Below are 17,317 nucleotides of genomic sequence, written 5' to 3' on the forward strand. Positions count from 1 at the left end.
TCTTATGCTGTCCAATAATGAGATCAAGCGCTACAGCAGGCACCTCATCATGCCCGAGATAGGAATGGATGGGCAGCGCCGCTTGAAGGCGGCCAGCGTACTGTGCGTCGGCACGGGCGGTCTGGGATCGCCGCTCGCCACTTATCTGGCGGCGGCGGGAGTCGGACGTCTCGGTCTTGTCGACAGCGACGTCGTAGACGTCAGCAACCTGCAGCGACAGATCCTCCATCACACGTGCGACGTCGGCCGCAGAAAAGTGATATCGGCGAAGGAGAAGCTGAACGCGCAGAACCCTGAAATCGAGATTGTCGTTCACGACGCGATGCTGACGCCCGACAACGCGCTGGACATCTGCGCCGGCTACGACATCATCGCCGACGGCAGCGACAACTTCCCCACGCGCTACCTGATCAACGACGCCTGCGTCCTGCTCGACAAGCCGAACGTCCATGCGAGCATTTTCCGGTTCGACGGGCAGGCGACGGTATTCCACGCGAAGCACGGCCCTTGCTATCGATGCCTGTTCGCCGAGGCGCCCCTTCCCGGCGAAGTCCCCAACTGCGCCGAGGGCGGGGTGCTCGGCGTGCTGCCCGGCCTGCTCGGCGTCGTTCAGGCAACGGAGGTCATCAAGCTGATCCTGGGCATCGGAACGCCGCTCATCGGAAGACTGCTGACGTTCGACGCGCTGAGCATGCGCACGCACGAACTGCGGCTCGCCAAGGATCCGGATTGCCCGATCTGCGGCGCCCGCCCCATCATTCGCGACCTGGTGCGCGAGCAGGCCGCTCAGCCCGCTTGCGGAATGCCGCTTCCCGAGACCGCAGAAATCGGGGCGGCGGAATTGCAATCGATGCTGAGCGATCCGTCGATCAAATTGACGCTGCTCGACGTGCGCGATCCGAACGAGTGGGAAATCTGCCGGATCGAAGGCGCAAAGCACATCCCGATGAGTGTTCTGAGCGGGCGCCTGCACGAGGTCGATCCCGCCGCGGACATCATCGTCTATTGCCTTGCGGGCAAGCGCAGCAGCACGGCCGCCGCGCTCCTGCGCCAGGCCGGCTTCGGGAACGTGCGAAGCCTGTCGGGCGGCATCCGCGCCTGGGCGGCTTGCGTCGATCCCGCGATGCCGATTTATTGATCGTGGCGCTCTGACGTGTCGTTTCGATGAACCAAGGGAGAGCAAATGGGAAAGCCATTCAGGAAGTCGGCACGATCCGGCCCGCTCGCCAACGCCCCGGCCTCCCGCATCAACGACGTCCCGCTTTCGAGAGAACCCGCGCGTCCGCCAGCGCGGCACGCGTTACGCCGGATACCTGACGCGCCGCCGAGCGCGCGCGAAATCCGCACGATCTATTGGGCCCTGATGGTGGTCATCGGCCTCGGCACGCTCGATCAGAGCATCGTCGCAACCGCGCTGCCGCGCATCATGTCCGATCTCGGCGACATCGCCAAGAGCTCGTGGATCGTGACCGCCTACGTGCTGTCCTCCACCACGTCGATGCCGCTTTACGGGAAGCTCAGCGACCAGTTCGGCCGCAAGCGGATGATCTTCATCGCGGTGGTGGTGTTCCTCGTCGGCTCGCTGCTGTGCGGCCTATCGCAAAGCCTGACGGAGCTGATCGCGGCGCGCGTGGTGCAGGGCCTGGGCGCGGGGGCTTTCCTGCCATTGAGCCAGACGATCATCGCCGATCTGATTCCGCCCGCACAGCGCGGGCACAAGCAAGGCGGCATCGCTGCGGTTTTCGCCGCGACGAGCGTGATGGGCCCGCTGCTGGGGGGCGTGATCACCGATGCATTGTCGTGGCACTGGATTTTCCTGATCAATCTCCCGGTAGGCGGCGCGGCGCTGTACAACATCGTCCGCAAGCTGCGCCCCGGGCGGCCCGGCGGCGCGCAGCGAATCGATTACCTGGGATCGCTGCTGATGACGGCGGCCGTCACGGCGTTTCTGCTGGTGCTCTCGCTGGGCGGCTCCGCATGGCCGTGGCACTCGCCGCAGGTCTATGGCAGCGCGGGTGCCGGCCTGGTCTTGACCGCGGCACTGCTTGTCCACCTGCGGCGCACAGCGGCGCCGATCCTGCCCCCGAACCTGTTCGACAACACGGTGTTCAACATCGCGTGCATCGTGATGTCGCTGACATTCATGGGCCTGTTCGGGGCGACACTGTTCCTGCCGCTGTTTTCGCAGCTCGTCAGCGGGACGGGAGCGACCGAATCGGGCCTGCTGATGGTGCCGCTGATGCTGGGCGCGGTCATCTCGTCGGTGATGGGCGGCCGCATCCTGGCGCGCATAGGCCGCTACAAGCCCACGCAAATGGCGGGACTGTCGATCGCCATCGTGGCGTTCGCGCTGCTCGCCTGGTCCATCTCGACCCGCCTCAGCTACTGGTTCATCGAGCCCTGCGTCTTCATGCTCGGAATCGGACTGGGTCTCGTCATGCCGAACATGACAGTCGCGGTCCAGAACGCGCTGCCGGTCGCGCAGCGCGGCGTCGGCACCGCGATGCTGACATTCTTTCGCTCGCTGGGCGGGCTGGTCGGGATTGCCGGATCGAGCGCGATCATCGCGAGTCAGTTGCCAGCCACCGAAGCCGCGGCGCGCACGGCGCTCGCTGGGCATCATCTAAGCGGCCCGATCCACCAGGCGGCCGGCGGCCTGGCGGACATCTACCGCAGTTCGATCGCCGAAACGTTCGCGGTCGGCTCGGCGATCGTCGCGCTCGCCCTTGTCGTGCTGTTACGGCTGCCCGAGCTTGCGCTCGTGGATCGGGACGACGCGCCGCCTGACGCCCAGGGAGCGCCCGCACATGATTGAGCCCGCTCGGCCACAACGCCCCTTCCGTTTTGCACGCGACGGCCCTTGCGACGATCGACGCGGAAATCGGCGCGACGGCGACGCCCATCGGCGGCCGGCTGCGCCGATGCGTCCAGCATTGCGCATCCGCGCGCCGGGCTTTTGCGCGCGTCGCGCGCCACCTCATCGTCGGTGGTACGTCCCATGAGCCGCGCCCACGCGGTGGAAGTGCGATCTTGCGCACGGACCGGCGAACCGCATCGGTTCCATGCGACGGTCGACAAATACGTCCCCGAATATCGATTTCGCATATAAATATAGAAATCCAATAGAACTATTAATTCAATCGAATCATCCGGTCTTGGAGAGGGACATGGATAATGTAGAAATATATCGATTTCCAAATATAAAATTCGATGCGAGCAAAGAATCCGAACCCTCGCAAAATCAGGACGCGATGGACGATCTCCGGCGGGGTCAGACTGACGCCGCCGCGCCTGCGGGGCCGGACAGTTTTTTCAGCGGCGCGCATGTCGGCAGCCTGATGCTCGGCACGCTTCGCTACCCGGCGACAATCTCGAACGGCCTCGTCACACATGAGGCCATCCGGACCATACAGCGCACCCATTGCAGTGATTGCGATCACTATTTCTTCTGCGCCTCCCGCGAGCATGCGTGGCAGTCGACATCCGAAACCGGCATCGTTCGCATCGACGCCCGACAGCTCTTCTTTGCCGACCCGGCTCGGCCGCTGTGCATCGACGTTCAGTCCGGCGACGTCGTCATCCTGATCGTTCCGCGCAATTTCATCCCCATCGATCTCTCCTCGCGGCACGGCACCGTATTTTCCGGGCTGATGGCGTCGCTCGCCTCCCAGTACATCGTCGGTCTCGCGGAGCACGTCGGCGCCATCTCCCATGCCGAATCGAAAGCCATCGGCGACGTCACGCTGAATATGCTGCTGGCCGCGACATCTGCGGCCCACGACCCTATCGGGCCCGTTCGAACGAACCTGGAAATCGAATTGACCAGGAAAGTCAAAACCTACATCAACAACCATCTGGAATCGCCGAAATTGTGCGTCGATTCCATTTGCCATGACATCGGCCTCTCGCGCGCCGCGCTATATCGATTATTTTCGAGGGAAAATCTGGGCGTCGCCGAATACATCAAACTTCTTCGACTGAGAAAGATTTATTACATCCTGAGACACTCGACCGAATCCCGCATCCGGATTTCCGAACTCGCCGACCGCTATGGGTTTTGCTACAACTCCTCGTTCGCGAAATTGTTCAAACGTCAGTTCGGCTGCGCGCCGTCGGAGATCAGGCGGAATACCGCGGTCAAGCCGCGCTCGGGCAACGGCAAGGCAACGCAACACGACGTGCCGCTCGATTTCAACGAGCGGCGCCACTTTCCCACTGGAGCTTCCTGAGAAGGCGAACTCGCCGTATCGCGCCGCATCGTCGCTCGCGACAATCGAGCGCGGCCGCCTATTGCCCGCCGCCCAAATGGTCGCCCAGGCGCAGGCGGCGCTCCTCGACCCGCCCCTCGAAAGCCTCGCCGGTCTTGTCGTTCACGTACATCACCTGATACCAGTGCTTGTACGGCTTGTAGACCGTCACGATATCGCCGGGTACGACAAAAATGCGCCTGGTGACGCAAGCCGACGCCGGAGCCGAATGGAAGTACGCGCGTCCCGAACCCGTCACCGTCGCAGAAAGCGGCGGCCTGAAATTGTCGTCGGGGCCACTGGTCGCGCTGTTGAGCCGCCGGCTGCCCGCGGCTTGCCGAACGCGTTTTCACGGCCGGCGCCGCAACGATCCGGACATCGAACGAAAAGCGGTTCGCCCGCGTCAGCCCGCTTTCGCGGCGCGCTTTCTCTTCGCCGCGCTCGCGGCCGCTGGCGCTTGCGGCGGCGGCGCTCCCGTGCGCAACAGGAACTGCACCACATGATCGGCGAGCGCGTCGAGCCCCAGCGCCCCATCCGGCTTGTACCACTGCGCGACCCAGTTCAACGCGCCGAACATCAGCAACCGGTCGACCGGCGTCGGCGCGGGCCAGTCGCCCGCCGCCCGCAGCCGTGCGATCACGCCGTCCCATACCGCCTCGTAACGATCCTTCAGCTTCAGCACCTTCGCCTGCATCGCTTCGTCGAGCGACTTCCATTCGTACAGCAGCACCGGAATGAAATCGTGATCGGGCGATACGAGCGTCTGCAAGTGCGTGTGCACGAGCGCGCGAAACGCGTCGCGCGCGGGCAGGTTCTCGACGTCGAGCGCCTCGATCCGCGCGAGCGCGTTCGACATCCCCTGCTCCATCACGGCAACGAGAATGTCCTGCTTCGTCTTGAAGTAATAGAACCAGCTTCCCGCCTGCACGCCTGCTGCTGCGGCGATGTCGCGGACCGTCGTTCGTTCGTATCCCTGCGTGCGGAACAGCTTCGCGGACTTGAGGATCAGCTCGTCGCGCAGCGTCGCGCTCTCGCCCTTCACGGGACGCCCGCGCTTGCGCGCGGCCTGAGGTATGGCGCTCATGGAATCACAATGCGATGTTTCGAACCGGCGCTCGCCGCCGCGAAGCCGCGGCGACGCCCGTCATTCGAGCGATTATCGGCGAGTTTCAAACGCTTGCAAAGCCGATCCGCCCGCGCGCGCCGTTTGACCGAGCCAAACAAGCGACGAGCGGCCGCTCTCGTGGCAACGCATGTGCGTTCCGTATGCAAACAGCCCCTAGTACTCGAGCTGCCGCGCGGCGAGGTCCTTCATGATCTCCTCCGCGCCGCCGCCGATCATGTTGACCTTCACCTCGCGGTAAATGCGCTCGGGCCGCGTGCCGCGCATGTAGCCCATGCCGCCGAGGATCTGCACGGCGGCGTCCGCGCAGAACTGCATCGTCTGCGTGGCGAAATTCTTCAGCATGCAGATCGTCGCGACGAGCTCCGGCGCGCGCCTGTCGACGTGATCGATCTGCCACGCGCATTGCTCGAGCCAGGCGCGCGTCGCGCCGATGCGCATCGCCATGTCGACGAGCTTGTGCCGAATCACCTGATGATCGGCCACGCGCTGCCCGAACGTCCTTCGCTGCCGCGCCCAGTCGAGCGCGTCGTCGTAGCAGACTTGCGCGAAGCCGAGCGCCGACGCGGCGAGGCTGAAGCGCTCGAGATTGAAGTTCTGCATGACAAGCGCAAAGCCGCCGCCCTCCGGGCCGATCAGGTTCGCAGCCGGCACGCGGCAATCGTCGAAGCGCAGATGCGCGGTATCGGACGCCCACCAGCCCATTTTCTTCAACGGCGTCTTCGACAAGCCCGGCGTACCGTCTTCGACGAGCAGCAGCGACAGCCCCTTCGCGCCCAGCGCACCCGGATCGGTGCGCACGGCAACCGTGTAGTAATCGGCGCGGATGCCCGACGTGATGAACACCTTCTCGCCGTTCACGACGTAGCGATCGCCGTCGCGCATCGCGCTCGTGCGCAGCGCGGCGACGTCCGAGCCGCCGCCCGGCTCCGTGATCGCGAGCGCCGAGACCTTGCGGCCCGCGAGAATGCCGGGCAGCACGCGCGCCTTCAGTTCAGCGCTGCCAGCATGCGCGATCGGCGGCGCGCCGATCGTGTGCGACATCAGCGAGCTGACGACGCCGCCCGCGCCGCAGCGCGCAAGCTCGATCGAGCAGATCAGCCGATGGAACATGTCGACGCTCTCGATCCCGCCGTATGCGTCCGGAAAACCGATGCCTAGCAGCCCGACTTGCGCTGCCTTCTCGTACAGCTCGCGCGGAAACTCGCCCGCCTCGTCCCAGTCGTTCACGTAAGGCGAGATCTCCTTGGCGACGAAGCGGCGCAGCGTGTCCTGCCATTCGATGTGTTCGGGCCGGTAGTACGCCGGGTTCGGGGTCATGGGATGCATCGGTGCCTCCTGTCGGTTCGCCGGGCCGGCCTTCCGGGGGCCCGCTTTCCGGGGGGAACGGCCTTCGCGGAACGGCGCCGTTCGTGCCGATTCTAGGAACCCTCTAAAAATAAATCAACCGATTGATTTATTGGATTCGCGGCGCTACGATGCGCACATCGCACGGCGGCATCCGGCTCCCCCGGCGAACGCGCCGCAGCAGCGAAAGGCCGTGGTCGCCAGCGGCGCTCGTGCTCGCCACGCGCACCGCGCGGGCGAGCACAAGCGCCGTTTCCGGACGATCTGTTTCCCGACTGACGGAAGACTTCCCATGGGATATCGCTCACAACTTCGCGCAGGCAGCTTCGACGGCAAGGTCGCGCTCGTCACGGGCGGCGGCAGCGGCATCGGCCGCTGCTGCGCGCACGAGCTCGCATCGCTCGGCGCGCACGTCGTGCTGCTCGGCCGCAACGCGGACAAGCTCGCGAACGTGTCGGCCGAGATCCACGAGGACGGCGCTCGCGCGGACGCGATCGCATGCGACATCCGCGACGAGGACGGCGTCCGGCGGGCGGTCGCGCAGATCGTCGAGCGGCACGGTCGCGTCGATCTGCTCGTCAATAACGCGGGCGGCCAGTTTCCCGCGCCGCTCGAGCAGATCAGCGCGAAAGGCTGGCAGGCGGTGCTGAACACGAACCTGCTCGGCGGCTTTCTCGTCGCGCGCGAGTGCTATCTGCAATCGATGAAGCCGCGCAAGACGGGCGCGATCGTCAACATCATCGCCGACATGTGGCACGGGATGACCGGCATGGGCCACAGCGGCGCCGCGCGCGCCGGCATGCTGAATTTCACCGAGACGGCCGCCGCCGAATGGGCGCCCGTGCGCGTGAACGCGGTCGCGCCCGGCTGGATCGCGTCGAGCGGCATGGACACGTATCCCGATTCGATCAAGCCGATGCTGCGCGGCCTGCCGAAGATGGTGCCGCTCGGCCGCATCGGCAACGAAGCCGAAGTGTCGGCTGCGATCGCGTTCCTGCTGTCGGACGCCGCGTCGTTCATCAGCGGCGCGTGCCTGCGCGTCGACGGCGGCGCGCCGAATGCGCGCCGTCACTTCGCGATGCAGCCCGCCGACGCGAACGCGCCGTTCGACGGCTTCCATCGCGCGACCGTGCCCGAACTCTTCAAGCGCTGACATGCCGATCTTCGACTCCCGCCTCGACACCGCAAGCGCCGCGTTCCGCGACAACGCCGATCACATGCGCACGCTGATCGCGCAATGGCACGCGCTGAACGCACGCGCCGCGGACGAATCGGCGAAGGCCGGCCCGCGCTTCGACAAGCGCGGGCAACTGCTGCCGCGCGAGCGGCTCGCGCTGCTCGTCGACGCCGGCGCGCCGTTTCTCGAGCTCGCATCGCTCGCCGGCTATCTGGTCGGCGAAAGCGACCCGGACAAGTCGGTGCCAGGCGCGGGACTCATCGGCGGCATCGGCTACGTGAGCGGCACGCGCTGCATGATCGTCGTCGCCGATTCGGGCATCGACGCGGGCGCGCTGCAACCGATGGGCCTCGAAAAATTCCAGCGGCTGCAGCGAATCGCGCTCGAGCACCGGTTGCCGTTCGTGCATCTCGTCGAATCGGCGGGCGCGAACCTGATGCAATACCGCGTCGAGGAATTCATTCATGGCGGCCGCCATTTCTTCCAGCTCGCGAAGCTGTCCGCCGCCGGCATTCCGGTGCTCACGCTCGTGCACGGCTCGTCGACCGCGGGCGGCGCGTACATGCCGGGGCTGTCCGACTACGTCGTGATGGTGCGCGGCCGCGCGAAGGCGTTTCTCGCCGGCCCGCCGCTGCTGAAGGCCGCGACGGGCGAGATCGCGACCGACGAGGAGCTCGGCGGCGCGACGATGCATGCCAGCGTGTCGGGTCTCGCCGAATACGTCGCGGACGACGACGCCGACGGCATCCGGCTCCTGCGCGAGCTCGTCGACAAGCTCGGCTGGCGCGAACGCGAAGCGGCGCTGCCCACGGGCGTGGAGCCCGCGCTCGATTCCGAAGGACTGCTCGGCATCCTGCCGCGCGACGGCAAGAAGCCCGTCGACATGCGCGAGGTGATCGCGCGGATCGTCGACGCATCGGATTTTCTGGAGTTCCAGCCGTCGTACGGGCCGTCCACCGTCTGCGCGCACGCGCACCTCCACGGCATGCCCGTCGGCATCGTGACGAACAACGGCCCGCTCGATCCCGCCGGCGCGACGAAGGCGACGCACTTCATTCAGGCGTGCTGCCAGAGCGACGTGCCGCTCGTCTATCTGCAGAACACGACGGGCTTCATCGTCGGCAAGGAGTCCGAACGCGCGGGAATGATCAAGCACGGCGCGAAGATGATCCAGGCGGTATCGAACGCGACCGTCCCGCAGGTCACGATTCTCTGCGGCGCATCGTTCGGCGCCGGCAATTACGGAATGTGCGGCCGCGGCTTCGATCCGGCGTTCGTGTTCTCGTGGCCGAACGCGCGCACCGCGGTGATGGGCGCCGAGCAGGCGGCGCTCACGATGGCGATCGTGACGGAAGGCGCGGCGCGCGCGAAAGGCATCGAGCCCGACCGCGCGCGGATCGACGCGCTGCGCGAGAAGATCGTCGCGAATTTCGAGCGCCAGACGCACGCGTTCTACACGTCCGGCCGCATGCTCGACGACGGCGTCATCGATCCGCGCGACACGCGCCGCGTGATCGCACTGGCGCTCGCCGTCTGCCGCGCCGGCCGCCGCCAATCAGTCCAGCCGCTCACGTTCGGCGTCGCCCGCCCCTGATCTGGAGACATCATGCACTTCACCGAAGAACACGAAGCGATCTCGCGCACCGTCAGGCGTTTCATCGAGCAGGAGGTCAATCCGCACGTCGACGAATGGGAGGAAGCCGGCATCTTTCCCGCGCACGACGTGTTCGGCAAGCTCGGCGCGCTCGGCATGCTCGGCCTGAGCAAGCCCGCCGCGTTCGGCGGCGGCGGCCTCGACTACAGCTACGAGCTCGTGATGGCCGAGGCGCTCGGCGTCTGCGCGGCGGGCGGCGTGCCGCTCGCGATCGGCGTGCAGACGAACATGGCGACGCCCGCGCTCGCGCGCTTCGGCTCCGACGCATTGCGCGACGAGTTTCTCGCGCCCGCGATCGCGGGCGAGCAGGTGTCGTGCATCGGCGTATCGGAGCCGGGCGCGGGCTCGGACGTCGCGTCGATCCGCACGAGCGCGCGCCGCGACGGCAACGACTACGTGATCAGCGGCACGAAGCTCTGGATCACGAACGGCACGCAGGCCGACTGGATGTGCTGCCTCGCGAACACGTCGGACGGGCCGCCGCACCGAAACAAATCGCTGATCGTCGTGCCGCTGAAATCGAAGGGCGTGCACATCGAAAAGAAGATCCGCAAGATCGGCATGCACTCGTCGGACACCGCGCAGATCTTTTTCGACGACGTGCGCGTGCCGCGCCGCAACCTGATCGGCGAGGAAGGCCAGGGCTTCACGTACCAGATGCTGCAGTTCCAGGAGGAGCGGCTCTACGGCGCGGCGGCCGCGCTCGTCGTGCTCGATCGTTCGATCGACGAAACAATCGACTACACGCGCCAGCGCAAAATCTTCGGGCGGCCGGTGCTCGATCATCAGGTCGTCCATTACCGGCTCGCCGAGCTGAAGACCGAGGTCGAGGCGCTGCGCGCGCTCACGTATCGCGCAACGGAGCTGTACGTGCAAGGCGGCGACGTGACGACGCTCGCGTCGATGGCGAAGCTGAAGGCGGGACGCCTCGCGCGCGAAGTCACCGACAGTTGCCTGCAGTTCTGGGGCGGCATGGGCTTCGCATGGGAATCGAGCATCTCGCGCACGTACCGCGACACGCGCCTCTTCTCGATCGGCGGCGGCGCGGACGAAGTGATGCTCGGCATCATCTGCAAGAAGCTCGGCACGCTGCCGCGGGAGTGACGCGCGATGACCTGGACGACTTCCTCGACGCTCGCGCCGCTGCATGTCGCGCACGCGAACGGCATCGTGTTCGCGACATTGAATCGGCCCGCCAGGCGCAACGCGCTGAGCGACGATCTCGTCGCGGCGCTCGACGCGGAGTGCGAGCGCGCGGCCCGTGACGACACCGTGCGCGCGTTCGTGCTGCGCGGCGCGGGCGGCGTGTTCTGCGCGGGCGGCGATTTCGGCGGCTTCAGCGCGATGATGCGCGAGCCGGCGCCCGTCGGCGAGCCGGACCCGATCGCGGCGTCGAATCGCCGGTTCGGCGCATTGCTCGACAAGCTCGCGGCGTTGCCGATGCCGACGCTCGCCGTCGTCGAAGGCGCGGCGGCGGGCGGCGGCTGCGGGCTCGCGGCCGCATGCGATCGCGTGCTGATCGCGAGCGACGCATATCTTTCGATACCCGAAACATCGCTCGGGCTGCCGCCCGCACAGATCGCGCCGTTCATCGTCGCGCGCGCGGGCGCCGCGCGCGGCCGCTGGCTGATGCTGACGGGCCGCCGTCTGTCGGCCGCCGACGCGCTGCATGCGTGCCTCGTCGACGAAATCGCGGGCGCGGACGGCATCGACCGGCTGTTGCGCAGCGAGCTTGCGCGCGTGCTCGCATGCGAACCGGCCGCGCAGCGCGCGACGAAGCGCATCGTCGCCACCGCGTTGCGCCGCGAGCGCGGCGCCGTCCTCGATGCGGCCGCCGGCGAGTTCGCGGCCGCGCTGCGCTCGGGCGCCGTCGCCGAAGGGCTCGCCGCGTTGTCCGGCAAGCGCTTGCCCCACTGGGCGAGCGACGCGCCCGCGCCGCCGGAGACGCGATGAGCGCGCGCCGCTTCACCCGGCTCCTGATCGCGAACCGCGGCGAGATCGCGGTGCGCATCGCGCGCACCGCACGGCGGCTCGGCATCGCGACGATCGCGGTCCATTCCGAAGCGGATGCGCGCAGCCCGCACGTCGCCGCCTGCGACGACGCGGTAGCAATCAGCGGCGCGACGCCCGCCGAGCCGTATCTGTCGATCGACAAGCTGATCGACGCCGCGCTGAAAAGCGGCGCGCAGGCGATTCATCCGGGCTACGGCTTCCTGTCCGAGAATGCGGCGTTCGCGCGACGCATCGCCGACGCGGGCCTCGTGTTCGTCGGCCCGCGCGCCGACTCGATCGACGCGATGGGCGACAAGGCGCGCGCGCGCCGCCGGATGGCCGCGGCCGGCATTCCGGTCGTGCCCGGCTACGACGGCGACGATCAGGGCGAAGCGCGCATCCTTTCGGAAGCCGAACGAATCGGCTGTCCGGTAATGCTGAAGGCGGCGGCGGGCGGCGGCGGGCGCGGGATGCGCCGCGTCGATACGCGAGACGCGCTGCCCGCCGCGCTGAAGCTCGCGGTGTCCGAGGCGCGGCACGCGTTCGGCGACGGCCGGATGATCGTCGAGCGCGCGGTGATCGAGCCGCGCCACGTCGAGGTGCAGATATTCGCCGATGCGCACGGCCACGTCGTCCATCTCGGCGAGCGCGATTGCTCCGTGCAGCGCCGTCATCAGAAGATCGTCGAGGAAGCGCCGTCGCCAGTGGTCGACGCCGCGCTGCGCGCGCGGCTAGGCGCCACGGCCGTGGCCGCCGCGCGCGAGATCGGCTACGTCGGCGCGGGCACCGTCGAATTCCTGCTCGATCGCGAAGGCCGGTTCTACTTCATGGAAATGAACACGCGGCTGCAAGTCGAGCATCCGGTGACGGAGCTGATCACCGGGCAGGATCTCGTCGAATGGCAACTGCGCGTCGCGCAGGGCGACGCGTTGCCGCTCGCGCAGCAGGACATCCGGCTCGACGGCCACGCGATCGAAGTGCGTCTCTGCGCGGAAGATCCCGCCGACGATTTCCTGCCGCGCACGGGCAGCGTGCTGACGTGGCGGCCGGGCCGCCATGCGCGCTGCGATCATGCGCTCGCTGACGGCATCGCGATCAGCCCGTTCTACGACTCGATGCTCGGCAAGCTGATCGCGCACGGCGGCTCGCGCGCGCAGGCGCTCGACCGGCTCGCGCACGCGCTCGACGACACGGTACTGCTCGGCGTGCCGACCAACCGCGCGTTTCTCGCGCGCGTGCTGCGGCATCCCGCATTCGCCGACGGGCGCGCGGTATCCACCGCGTTCGTCGCCGAGCACTTCCCCGACAACGACAGCCGCCGCTGCGCGCCGACGGAAGCGGCGTGGGCGATCGCCGCGTGGCTGTCGGTCGCCGCCGTCGATCGCGCCGACGCGTTGCCGCCGGCGTGGCGCGGCTGGCGCAACGGCGCGCCGCTGCCTGTGCCGTATCGGCTGTCGTCGGCAAACGCGACCGCGAACGCAAACGCGGGCGCGGAGCACGCGCAGGCGCGACGCGGCATCGTGACGATCGATCGGCAGCGCGCCGTCGTGCACGCGCACGGCCGCTCGCCGATCGCGCTCGATGCTGCCCGGCCCGCGCGCCCCGGCGAGCCGTCGACGGTCGCGATCGACGGCCGCGCGCACGCGTGCTGCTTCGCGATCGCGCACGGCCGCCTGTGGCTGCAAGTCGACGGCGTCGATCACGCGTTCGCGATCCACAACCGCGAAGGCCGGGCGAGCGCCGGCGCGGCCGGCGGCGACGGCGTGCTGCGCGCGCCGATGAACGGCCGCGTGATCGCGGTCGACATCGACGAAGGCGCGACAGTCCGCGCCGGGCAGACCGTCATGGTGCTCGAAGCGATGAAGATGGAGCACGCGATCACCGCGCCGTTCGCGGGCCGGGTCGCGTCGCTCGGCACGCGCGCGGGCGAGCAGGTCGCGCCCGGCCAGGTGCTCGCGCAACTCGAGCCGCAAGCCGGCTGAATGCGGCCGCATTCGATACAAGGAGATTTTCCGATGAGCCATCCCGTCGTCATCACGTGCGCGCTGAACGGCATCTTCACGGACCCGAAGCAATTCAACGTGCCCGTCACGCCCGAGCAGATGGCGCGCGAAGCAAAGGGCGCGTACGACGCCGGCGCGTCGTGCGTGCATGTGCACTTCCGCCGGCAGGAGCCGGACCGCGGCCACCTGCCTTCGTGGGACCCGCGGCTCGCGGCCGAGATCGCGCAGGCGATCCGCGAGGCGTGCCCAGGCGTGATCTTCAATCAGTCGACGGGCATCGTCGGGCCGAACGTCGACGGGCCGCTCGCGTGCATCCGCGCGATCCGCCCGGAGATCGCCGCATGCAACGCAGGCTCGCTCAACTATCTGAAGGTGAAGGCGGATGGCGCATGGGCATGGCCGCCGATGCTGTTCGACAACCCGGTCGAGAAAGTCGCTTCGTTTCTCGCGACGATGGCCGAGACGGGCGCGGTGCCCGAGTTCGAATGCTTCGATACCGGCATCGTCCGCTGCATCGACATGTACGCGCGCGCCGGCCTGTTCGAGGGACGATCGAACTACAACTTCGTGATGGGCGTAGAGTCGGGCATGCCCGCCGATCCCGAGCTGCTGCCGATCCTGATCCGGCTGCTGCGTCCGGATTCGACGTGGCAAGTCACCGCGATCGGCCGCGCGAACATCTGGGCGCTGCATCGGCGCACGGCCGAGCTCGGCGGGCAATTGCGCACCGGGCTCGAAGACACGTTCTATCTGCCGGACGGCGCGCGCGCGACGTCGAACGCGCGGCTCGTCGACGCGATCGCGACGATCGCGCGCGAAGCCGGGCGCGAGATCGCATCGCCGCGGGATGCGCGGCGGATACTCGGCACGCACGCGATACACATGATCGAAAGGTGAGCATTTTCGGGAGACGATCGAATCCGCCCCGAACCGGCGAAAACCGGCGCGCGTCGGCGCGGTTCGAATGCGCCGGATAGGCCAAGGCAACGAACGACACACGAACCGGGACCGCGGCCGCGTTGCGCGCACGCGGCTCGCAAGGAGACGACATTGACCTCGATCGCCCTGGGCAACCTGCCCCTCGAACGCCTTCAGCACTGGGAACGCGCGCGCGCCGACGACGTATGGCTCGTGCAGCCGACGGGCGGCGGCGACGTGCGCCGCTTCACGTGGCGCGAGGCCATCGACGAAGCGCGCCGCATCGCCGCACATCTGCGCGCGCTCGATCTGCCGCGCGGATCGAACATCGCGATCCTGTCGAAAAACTGCGCGCACTGGATACTCGCCGATTTCGCGATCTGGCTGAGCGGCCACGTGTCGGTGCCGATCTATCCGACGCTCGGCGCCGAATCGGTCCGGCAGGTGCTCACGCACTGCGAAGCGGCGGCGCTGTTCGTCGGCAAGCTCGACGCGTGGGAGCCGATGCGCGCGGGCGTGCCGCCGCAGGTGCGCAGCATTGGCCTGCCCTGTCTGTCCGATGCGTCGTCCGTCGGCGCGACGTGGGACGACATCGTCCGCGACACGGCGCCGCTCGCGGAGCACGTGACGCGCGCGGCCGACGAGCTCGCGACGATCGTCTACACGTCGGGCACGACCGGCGACCCGAAAGGCGTGATGCTGACGTTCGGCGCGCTCGGCTGGTGCGTCGAGCCGGTCTTCGACCTGATCCAGATCGGCCCGGACGACCGGATGATCTCGTATCTGCCGCTGTCGCACGTCGCCGAGCGCGGCTACGTCGAAATGCTGTCGGTGCGCGCGGGCTTCACGATCTACTTCAGCGAATCGCTCGATACGTTCATCGCCGATCTGCAACGCGCGCGGCCGACGTTCTTCATCTCGGTGCCGCGCCTATGGGCGAAGTTCCGGCACGCGGTGGCGAACCGCCTGCCGCCAGGGCCGATTCCCGACGCGATGAAGCCGCTGATCCTGCAGCAGCTCGGCCTCGATCAGGTCCGCCTCGCCGCGAGCGCCGCCGCGGCGATCGAGCCCGCGCTGCTCAATTGGTATCGCGATCTCGGGCTCGAGCTGCTCGAAGGCTACGGGATGAGCGAAGTGTGCGGCGTGTCGCACTCGTGCCGGCAGCACGACATGCGGCCCGGCTATGTCGGCGCGCCGGTGCGGGACGTCGAGAGCCGCCTCGCCGCGACGGGCGAGATCGAGATCCGCTCGCCCGGCAACACGATCGGCTATTACAGGCGCCCCGATCTGAGCGCCGCGCTCTTCACGCCCGACGGCTTCGTGCGCAGCGGCGACAAGGGCGAGCTCGACGAAGCGGGCCGCCTGAAGATCACCGGGCGCGTAAAGGAAATCTTCAAGACGAGCAAGGGCAAGTACATCGCGCCGTCGCCGATCGAGAGCCGGCTCGCGACGCATCCGTTCGTCGACGCGTGCTGCGTGGTCGGCGCGGGGCTGCCGCAGCCGTGCGCGCTCGTGTCGCTGTCCGACGAGGGCCGCCGGTTCGACGGCGACGGCCGGCGCGCGGCGCTCGAGACATCGCTCGGCGAGCATCTCGAGCGCGTCAACGCAAGCCTCGACGATCACGAGAAGCTGCGCTTCGTCGTGGTCGTCGATTCGATCTGGAACGAGACGAGCGGCTTCGTCACGCCGACGTTCAAGGTGCGCCGCAATCGTGTGGAGGCGCGGTATGCGCCGTTTCTCGAGGCGTGGGATGCGCGCGGGGCGGCGGTCGTTTGGGAGTCCGATGGGGTTTGACGCGTGAGAACACTGCGGGCGTGAACAAGAAACGTAGCCGGCGAAACCGGCAAGAACAGGTTCAACCGCGTCAATCTTCCCGCCCACCACGGTGGACCATCGCGTGCAACGGTCCGCCGCAAAACTACGCGCGGTCCCTGCGGGCCGCGGAGCACGCCGGCCGATAACGCTCGACGCGCCGTCGCCGCCCGCCAGGAACGCTCCCAAGCACCAGCGCACAGCCGCTCATGATGATGACGGCTCCGATGATCTGGGCGTTCGAGAGGTTCTCGCCCAGCAGAAGCGCCCCGACAAGTACGGCCACGACCGTCACCGCGAATTCGACGCTGATCGCTCGCGTCGCGCCAATCGCCGACACGAGCTTGAAATAGACGACGTAAGCAAATCCGCTCATGACGCTTCCGAGCACGAGCAGATACCCATAATCGACGATATGCGGCACCGAAGCGACCGGCGCGAGCGCGACCAGCGGCAGGGTGAATAAACCGCCGAACAGAAATGAGCCTGCGGTCACTTCCAACGACCCGACATTTTTCAGTCGACTGCTGGTGTAATTGCTGCCGATTGCGGCGCAAAGCGAGCCAAGCAGCGAACTGACACAACCGGATGCAAATGATCAGTCCCACGATTGCGTCGCTGCAAAAAATCGCCGCCAGCTTCCAACTCCCCGTCACATCGTTGATTGACGCGAGCGCCGACGAGCCGACGAGGATCTTCTATAAGCACGAGGACCTGACCGTCGTCGCACTCGGCAAGCACACGATTCGACAGATCGGCCGGAACTTGAGCCGGCGCGCGTTGCAGATGATGGAAGACACCTATGAGCCAGGGGCCGACACCGGCGATGCGATGCTCAGCCATGCCGGCGAGGAAGCCGGACTGGTCATCCGGGGACATCTGGAAGTGACGGTCGGCGACCAGGTGGCCGTACTCGGCCCAGGCGAAGCCTATTTCTTCGAGAGTCGGATTCCTCATCGATTCCGAAATAGAGGCAACGAAACGTGCGTCGTCGTTGCGGCAGCCACGCCGCCGAGCCTGTAGGCGCCGCGGCTGGCCGCCGTG

14 protein-coding genes and 1 pseudogene are annotated in these 17,317 nt (G+C 67.4%); 11 read left to right on the forward strand and 4 right to left on the reverse strand.

What is annotated here, in order from left to right:
• Positions 1–4 precede the first annotated feature (4 nt).
• From moeB to AQ610_RS30700, 3 genes are all read left to right on the forward strand, one after another.
• Complete coding sequence (moeB, locus tag AQ610_RS30690) at positions 5–1,138, forward strand: molybdopterin-synthase adenylyltransferase MoeB (protein WP_006028156.1); 1,134 nt, start codon at positions 5–7, stop codon at positions 1,136–1,138.
• Between the two features lie 45 nt (positions 1,139–1,183).
• Positions 1,184–2,815 (forward strand): MDR family MFS transporter, encoded by a 1,632-nt coding sequence (locus AQ610_RS30695; RefSeq protein WP_230479305.1) that lies wholly within the window; start codon positions 1,184–1,186, stop codon positions 2,813–2,815.
• A gap of 352 nt (positions 2,816–3,167) precedes the next feature.
• Positions 3,168–4,229 (forward strand): helix-turn-helix domain-containing protein, encoded by a 1,062-nt coding sequence (locus AQ610_RS30700; RefSeq protein ID WP_015603307.1) that lies wholly within the window; start codon positions 3,168–3,170, stop codon positions 4,227–4,229.
• Positions 4,230–4,287: 58 nt separating this feature from the next.
• On the opposite strand, the pseudogene AQ610_RS32065 reads toward AQ610_RS30700, so the two are convergent.
• From AQ610_RS32065 to AQ610_RS30710, 3 genes and pseudogenes are all read right to left on the reverse strand, one after another.
• A pseudogene (locus AQ610_RS32065) lies at positions 4,288–4,587 on the reverse strand (hypothetical protein); the annotation flags it as partial.
• Positions 4,588–4,650: 63 nt separating this feature from the next.
• A complete protein-coding gene (locus AQ610_RS30705; protein ID WP_009915915.1) occupies positions 4,651–5,331 on the reverse strand; it encodes a TetR/AcrR family transcriptional regulator in 681 nt (226 codons plus the stop codon).
• 195 nt (positions 5,332–5,526) lie between these two features.
• The gene (locus AQ610_RS30710) at positions 5,527–6,699 is read right to left on the reverse strand and encodes an acyl-CoA dehydrogenase family protein (RefSeq protein ID WP_080595152.1); all 1,173 of its coding nucleotides are present in this window, start codon (positions 6,697–6,699) and stop codon (positions 5,527–5,529) included.
• Between the two features lie 310 nt (positions 6,700–7,009).
• Between AQ610_RS30710 and AQ610_RS30715 the strand changes: the two genes are divergently transcribed.
• The 7 genes from AQ610_RS30715 to AQ610_RS30745 all read left to right on the forward strand — a co-directional run bounded on the left by AQ610_RS30715 (position 7,010) and on the right by AQ610_RS30745 (position 16,255).
• Positions 7,010–7,870: an SDR family oxidoreductase gene (locus AQ610_RS30715; protein WP_009915917.1), complete on the forward strand. Its 861-nt coding sequence runs from the start codon at positions 7,010–7,012 to the stop codon at positions 7,868–7,870.
• 1 nt (position 7,871) lies between these two features.
• Complete coding sequence (locus AQ610_RS30720) at positions 7,872–9,488, forward strand: acyl-CoA carboxylase subunit beta (RefSeq protein WP_006028163.1); 1,617 nt, start codon at positions 7,872–7,874, stop codon at positions 9,486–9,488.
• 12 nt (positions 9,489–9,500) lie between these two features.
• Positions 9,501–10,652, forward strand: coding sequence for an acyl-CoA dehydrogenase family protein (locus AQ610_RS30725; protein WP_006028164.1), 1,152 nt, complete (start codon positions 9,501–9,503; stop codon positions 10,650–10,652).
• 6 nt (positions 10,653–10,658) lie between these two features.
• Positions 10,659–11,501: an enoyl-CoA hydratase/isomerase family protein gene (locus AQ610_RS30730; RefSeq protein ID WP_006028165.1), complete on the forward strand. Its 843-nt coding sequence runs from the start codon at positions 10,659–10,661 to the stop codon at positions 11,499–11,501.
• A complete protein-coding gene (locus tag AQ610_RS30735; protein ID WP_006028166.1) occupies positions 11,498–13,522 on the forward strand; it encodes an acetyl/propionyl/methylcrotonyl-CoA carboxylase subunit alpha in 2,025 nt (674 codons plus the stop codon). Before AQ610_RS30730 ends, AQ610_RS30735 begins: the two co-directional genes overlap by 4 nt.
• Positions 13,523–13,555: 33 nt before the next feature.
• Positions 13,556–14,440 carry a beta-keto acid cleavage family enzyme gene (locus AQ610_RS30740; protein ID WP_009915919.1) on the forward strand — a complete coding sequence of 295 codons (885 nt, stop codon included), beginning with the start codon at positions 13,556–13,558 and terminating at the stop codon, positions 14,438–14,440.
• A gap of 153 nt (positions 14,441–14,593) precedes the next feature.
• On the forward strand, positions 14,594–16,255 hold the full coding sequence (locus AQ610_RS30745; protein ID WP_006028168.1) for an AMP-binding protein: 1,662 nt from the start codon (positions 14,594–14,596) through the stop codon (positions 16,253–16,255).
• Between the two features lie 124 nt (positions 16,256–16,379).
• On the opposite strand, the gene AQ610_RS30750 is transcribed toward AQ610_RS30745, so the two are convergent.
• Positions 16,380–16,844: a DMT family transporter gene (locus tag AQ610_RS30750; protein WP_080595153.1), complete on the reverse strand. Its 465-nt coding sequence runs from the start codon at positions 16,842–16,844 to the stop codon at positions 16,380–16,382.
• A gap of 23 nt (positions 16,845–16,867) precedes the next feature.
• Here AQ610_RS30750 and AQ610_RS30755 point away from each other — a divergent pair, with 23 nt between their 5' ends.
• Positions 16,868–17,296, forward strand: coding sequence for a cupin domain-containing protein (locus tag AQ610_RS30755; protein ID WP_043283020.1), 429 nt, complete (start codon positions 16,868–16,870; stop codon positions 17,294–17,296).
• Positions 17,297–17,317: the final 21 nt, after the last annotated feature.

The organism is Burkholderia humptydooensis, from assembly GCF_001513745.1.
GTDB lineage: Bacteria > Pseudomonadota > Gammaproteobacteria > Burkholderiales > Burkholderiaceae > Burkholderia > Burkholderia humptydooensis.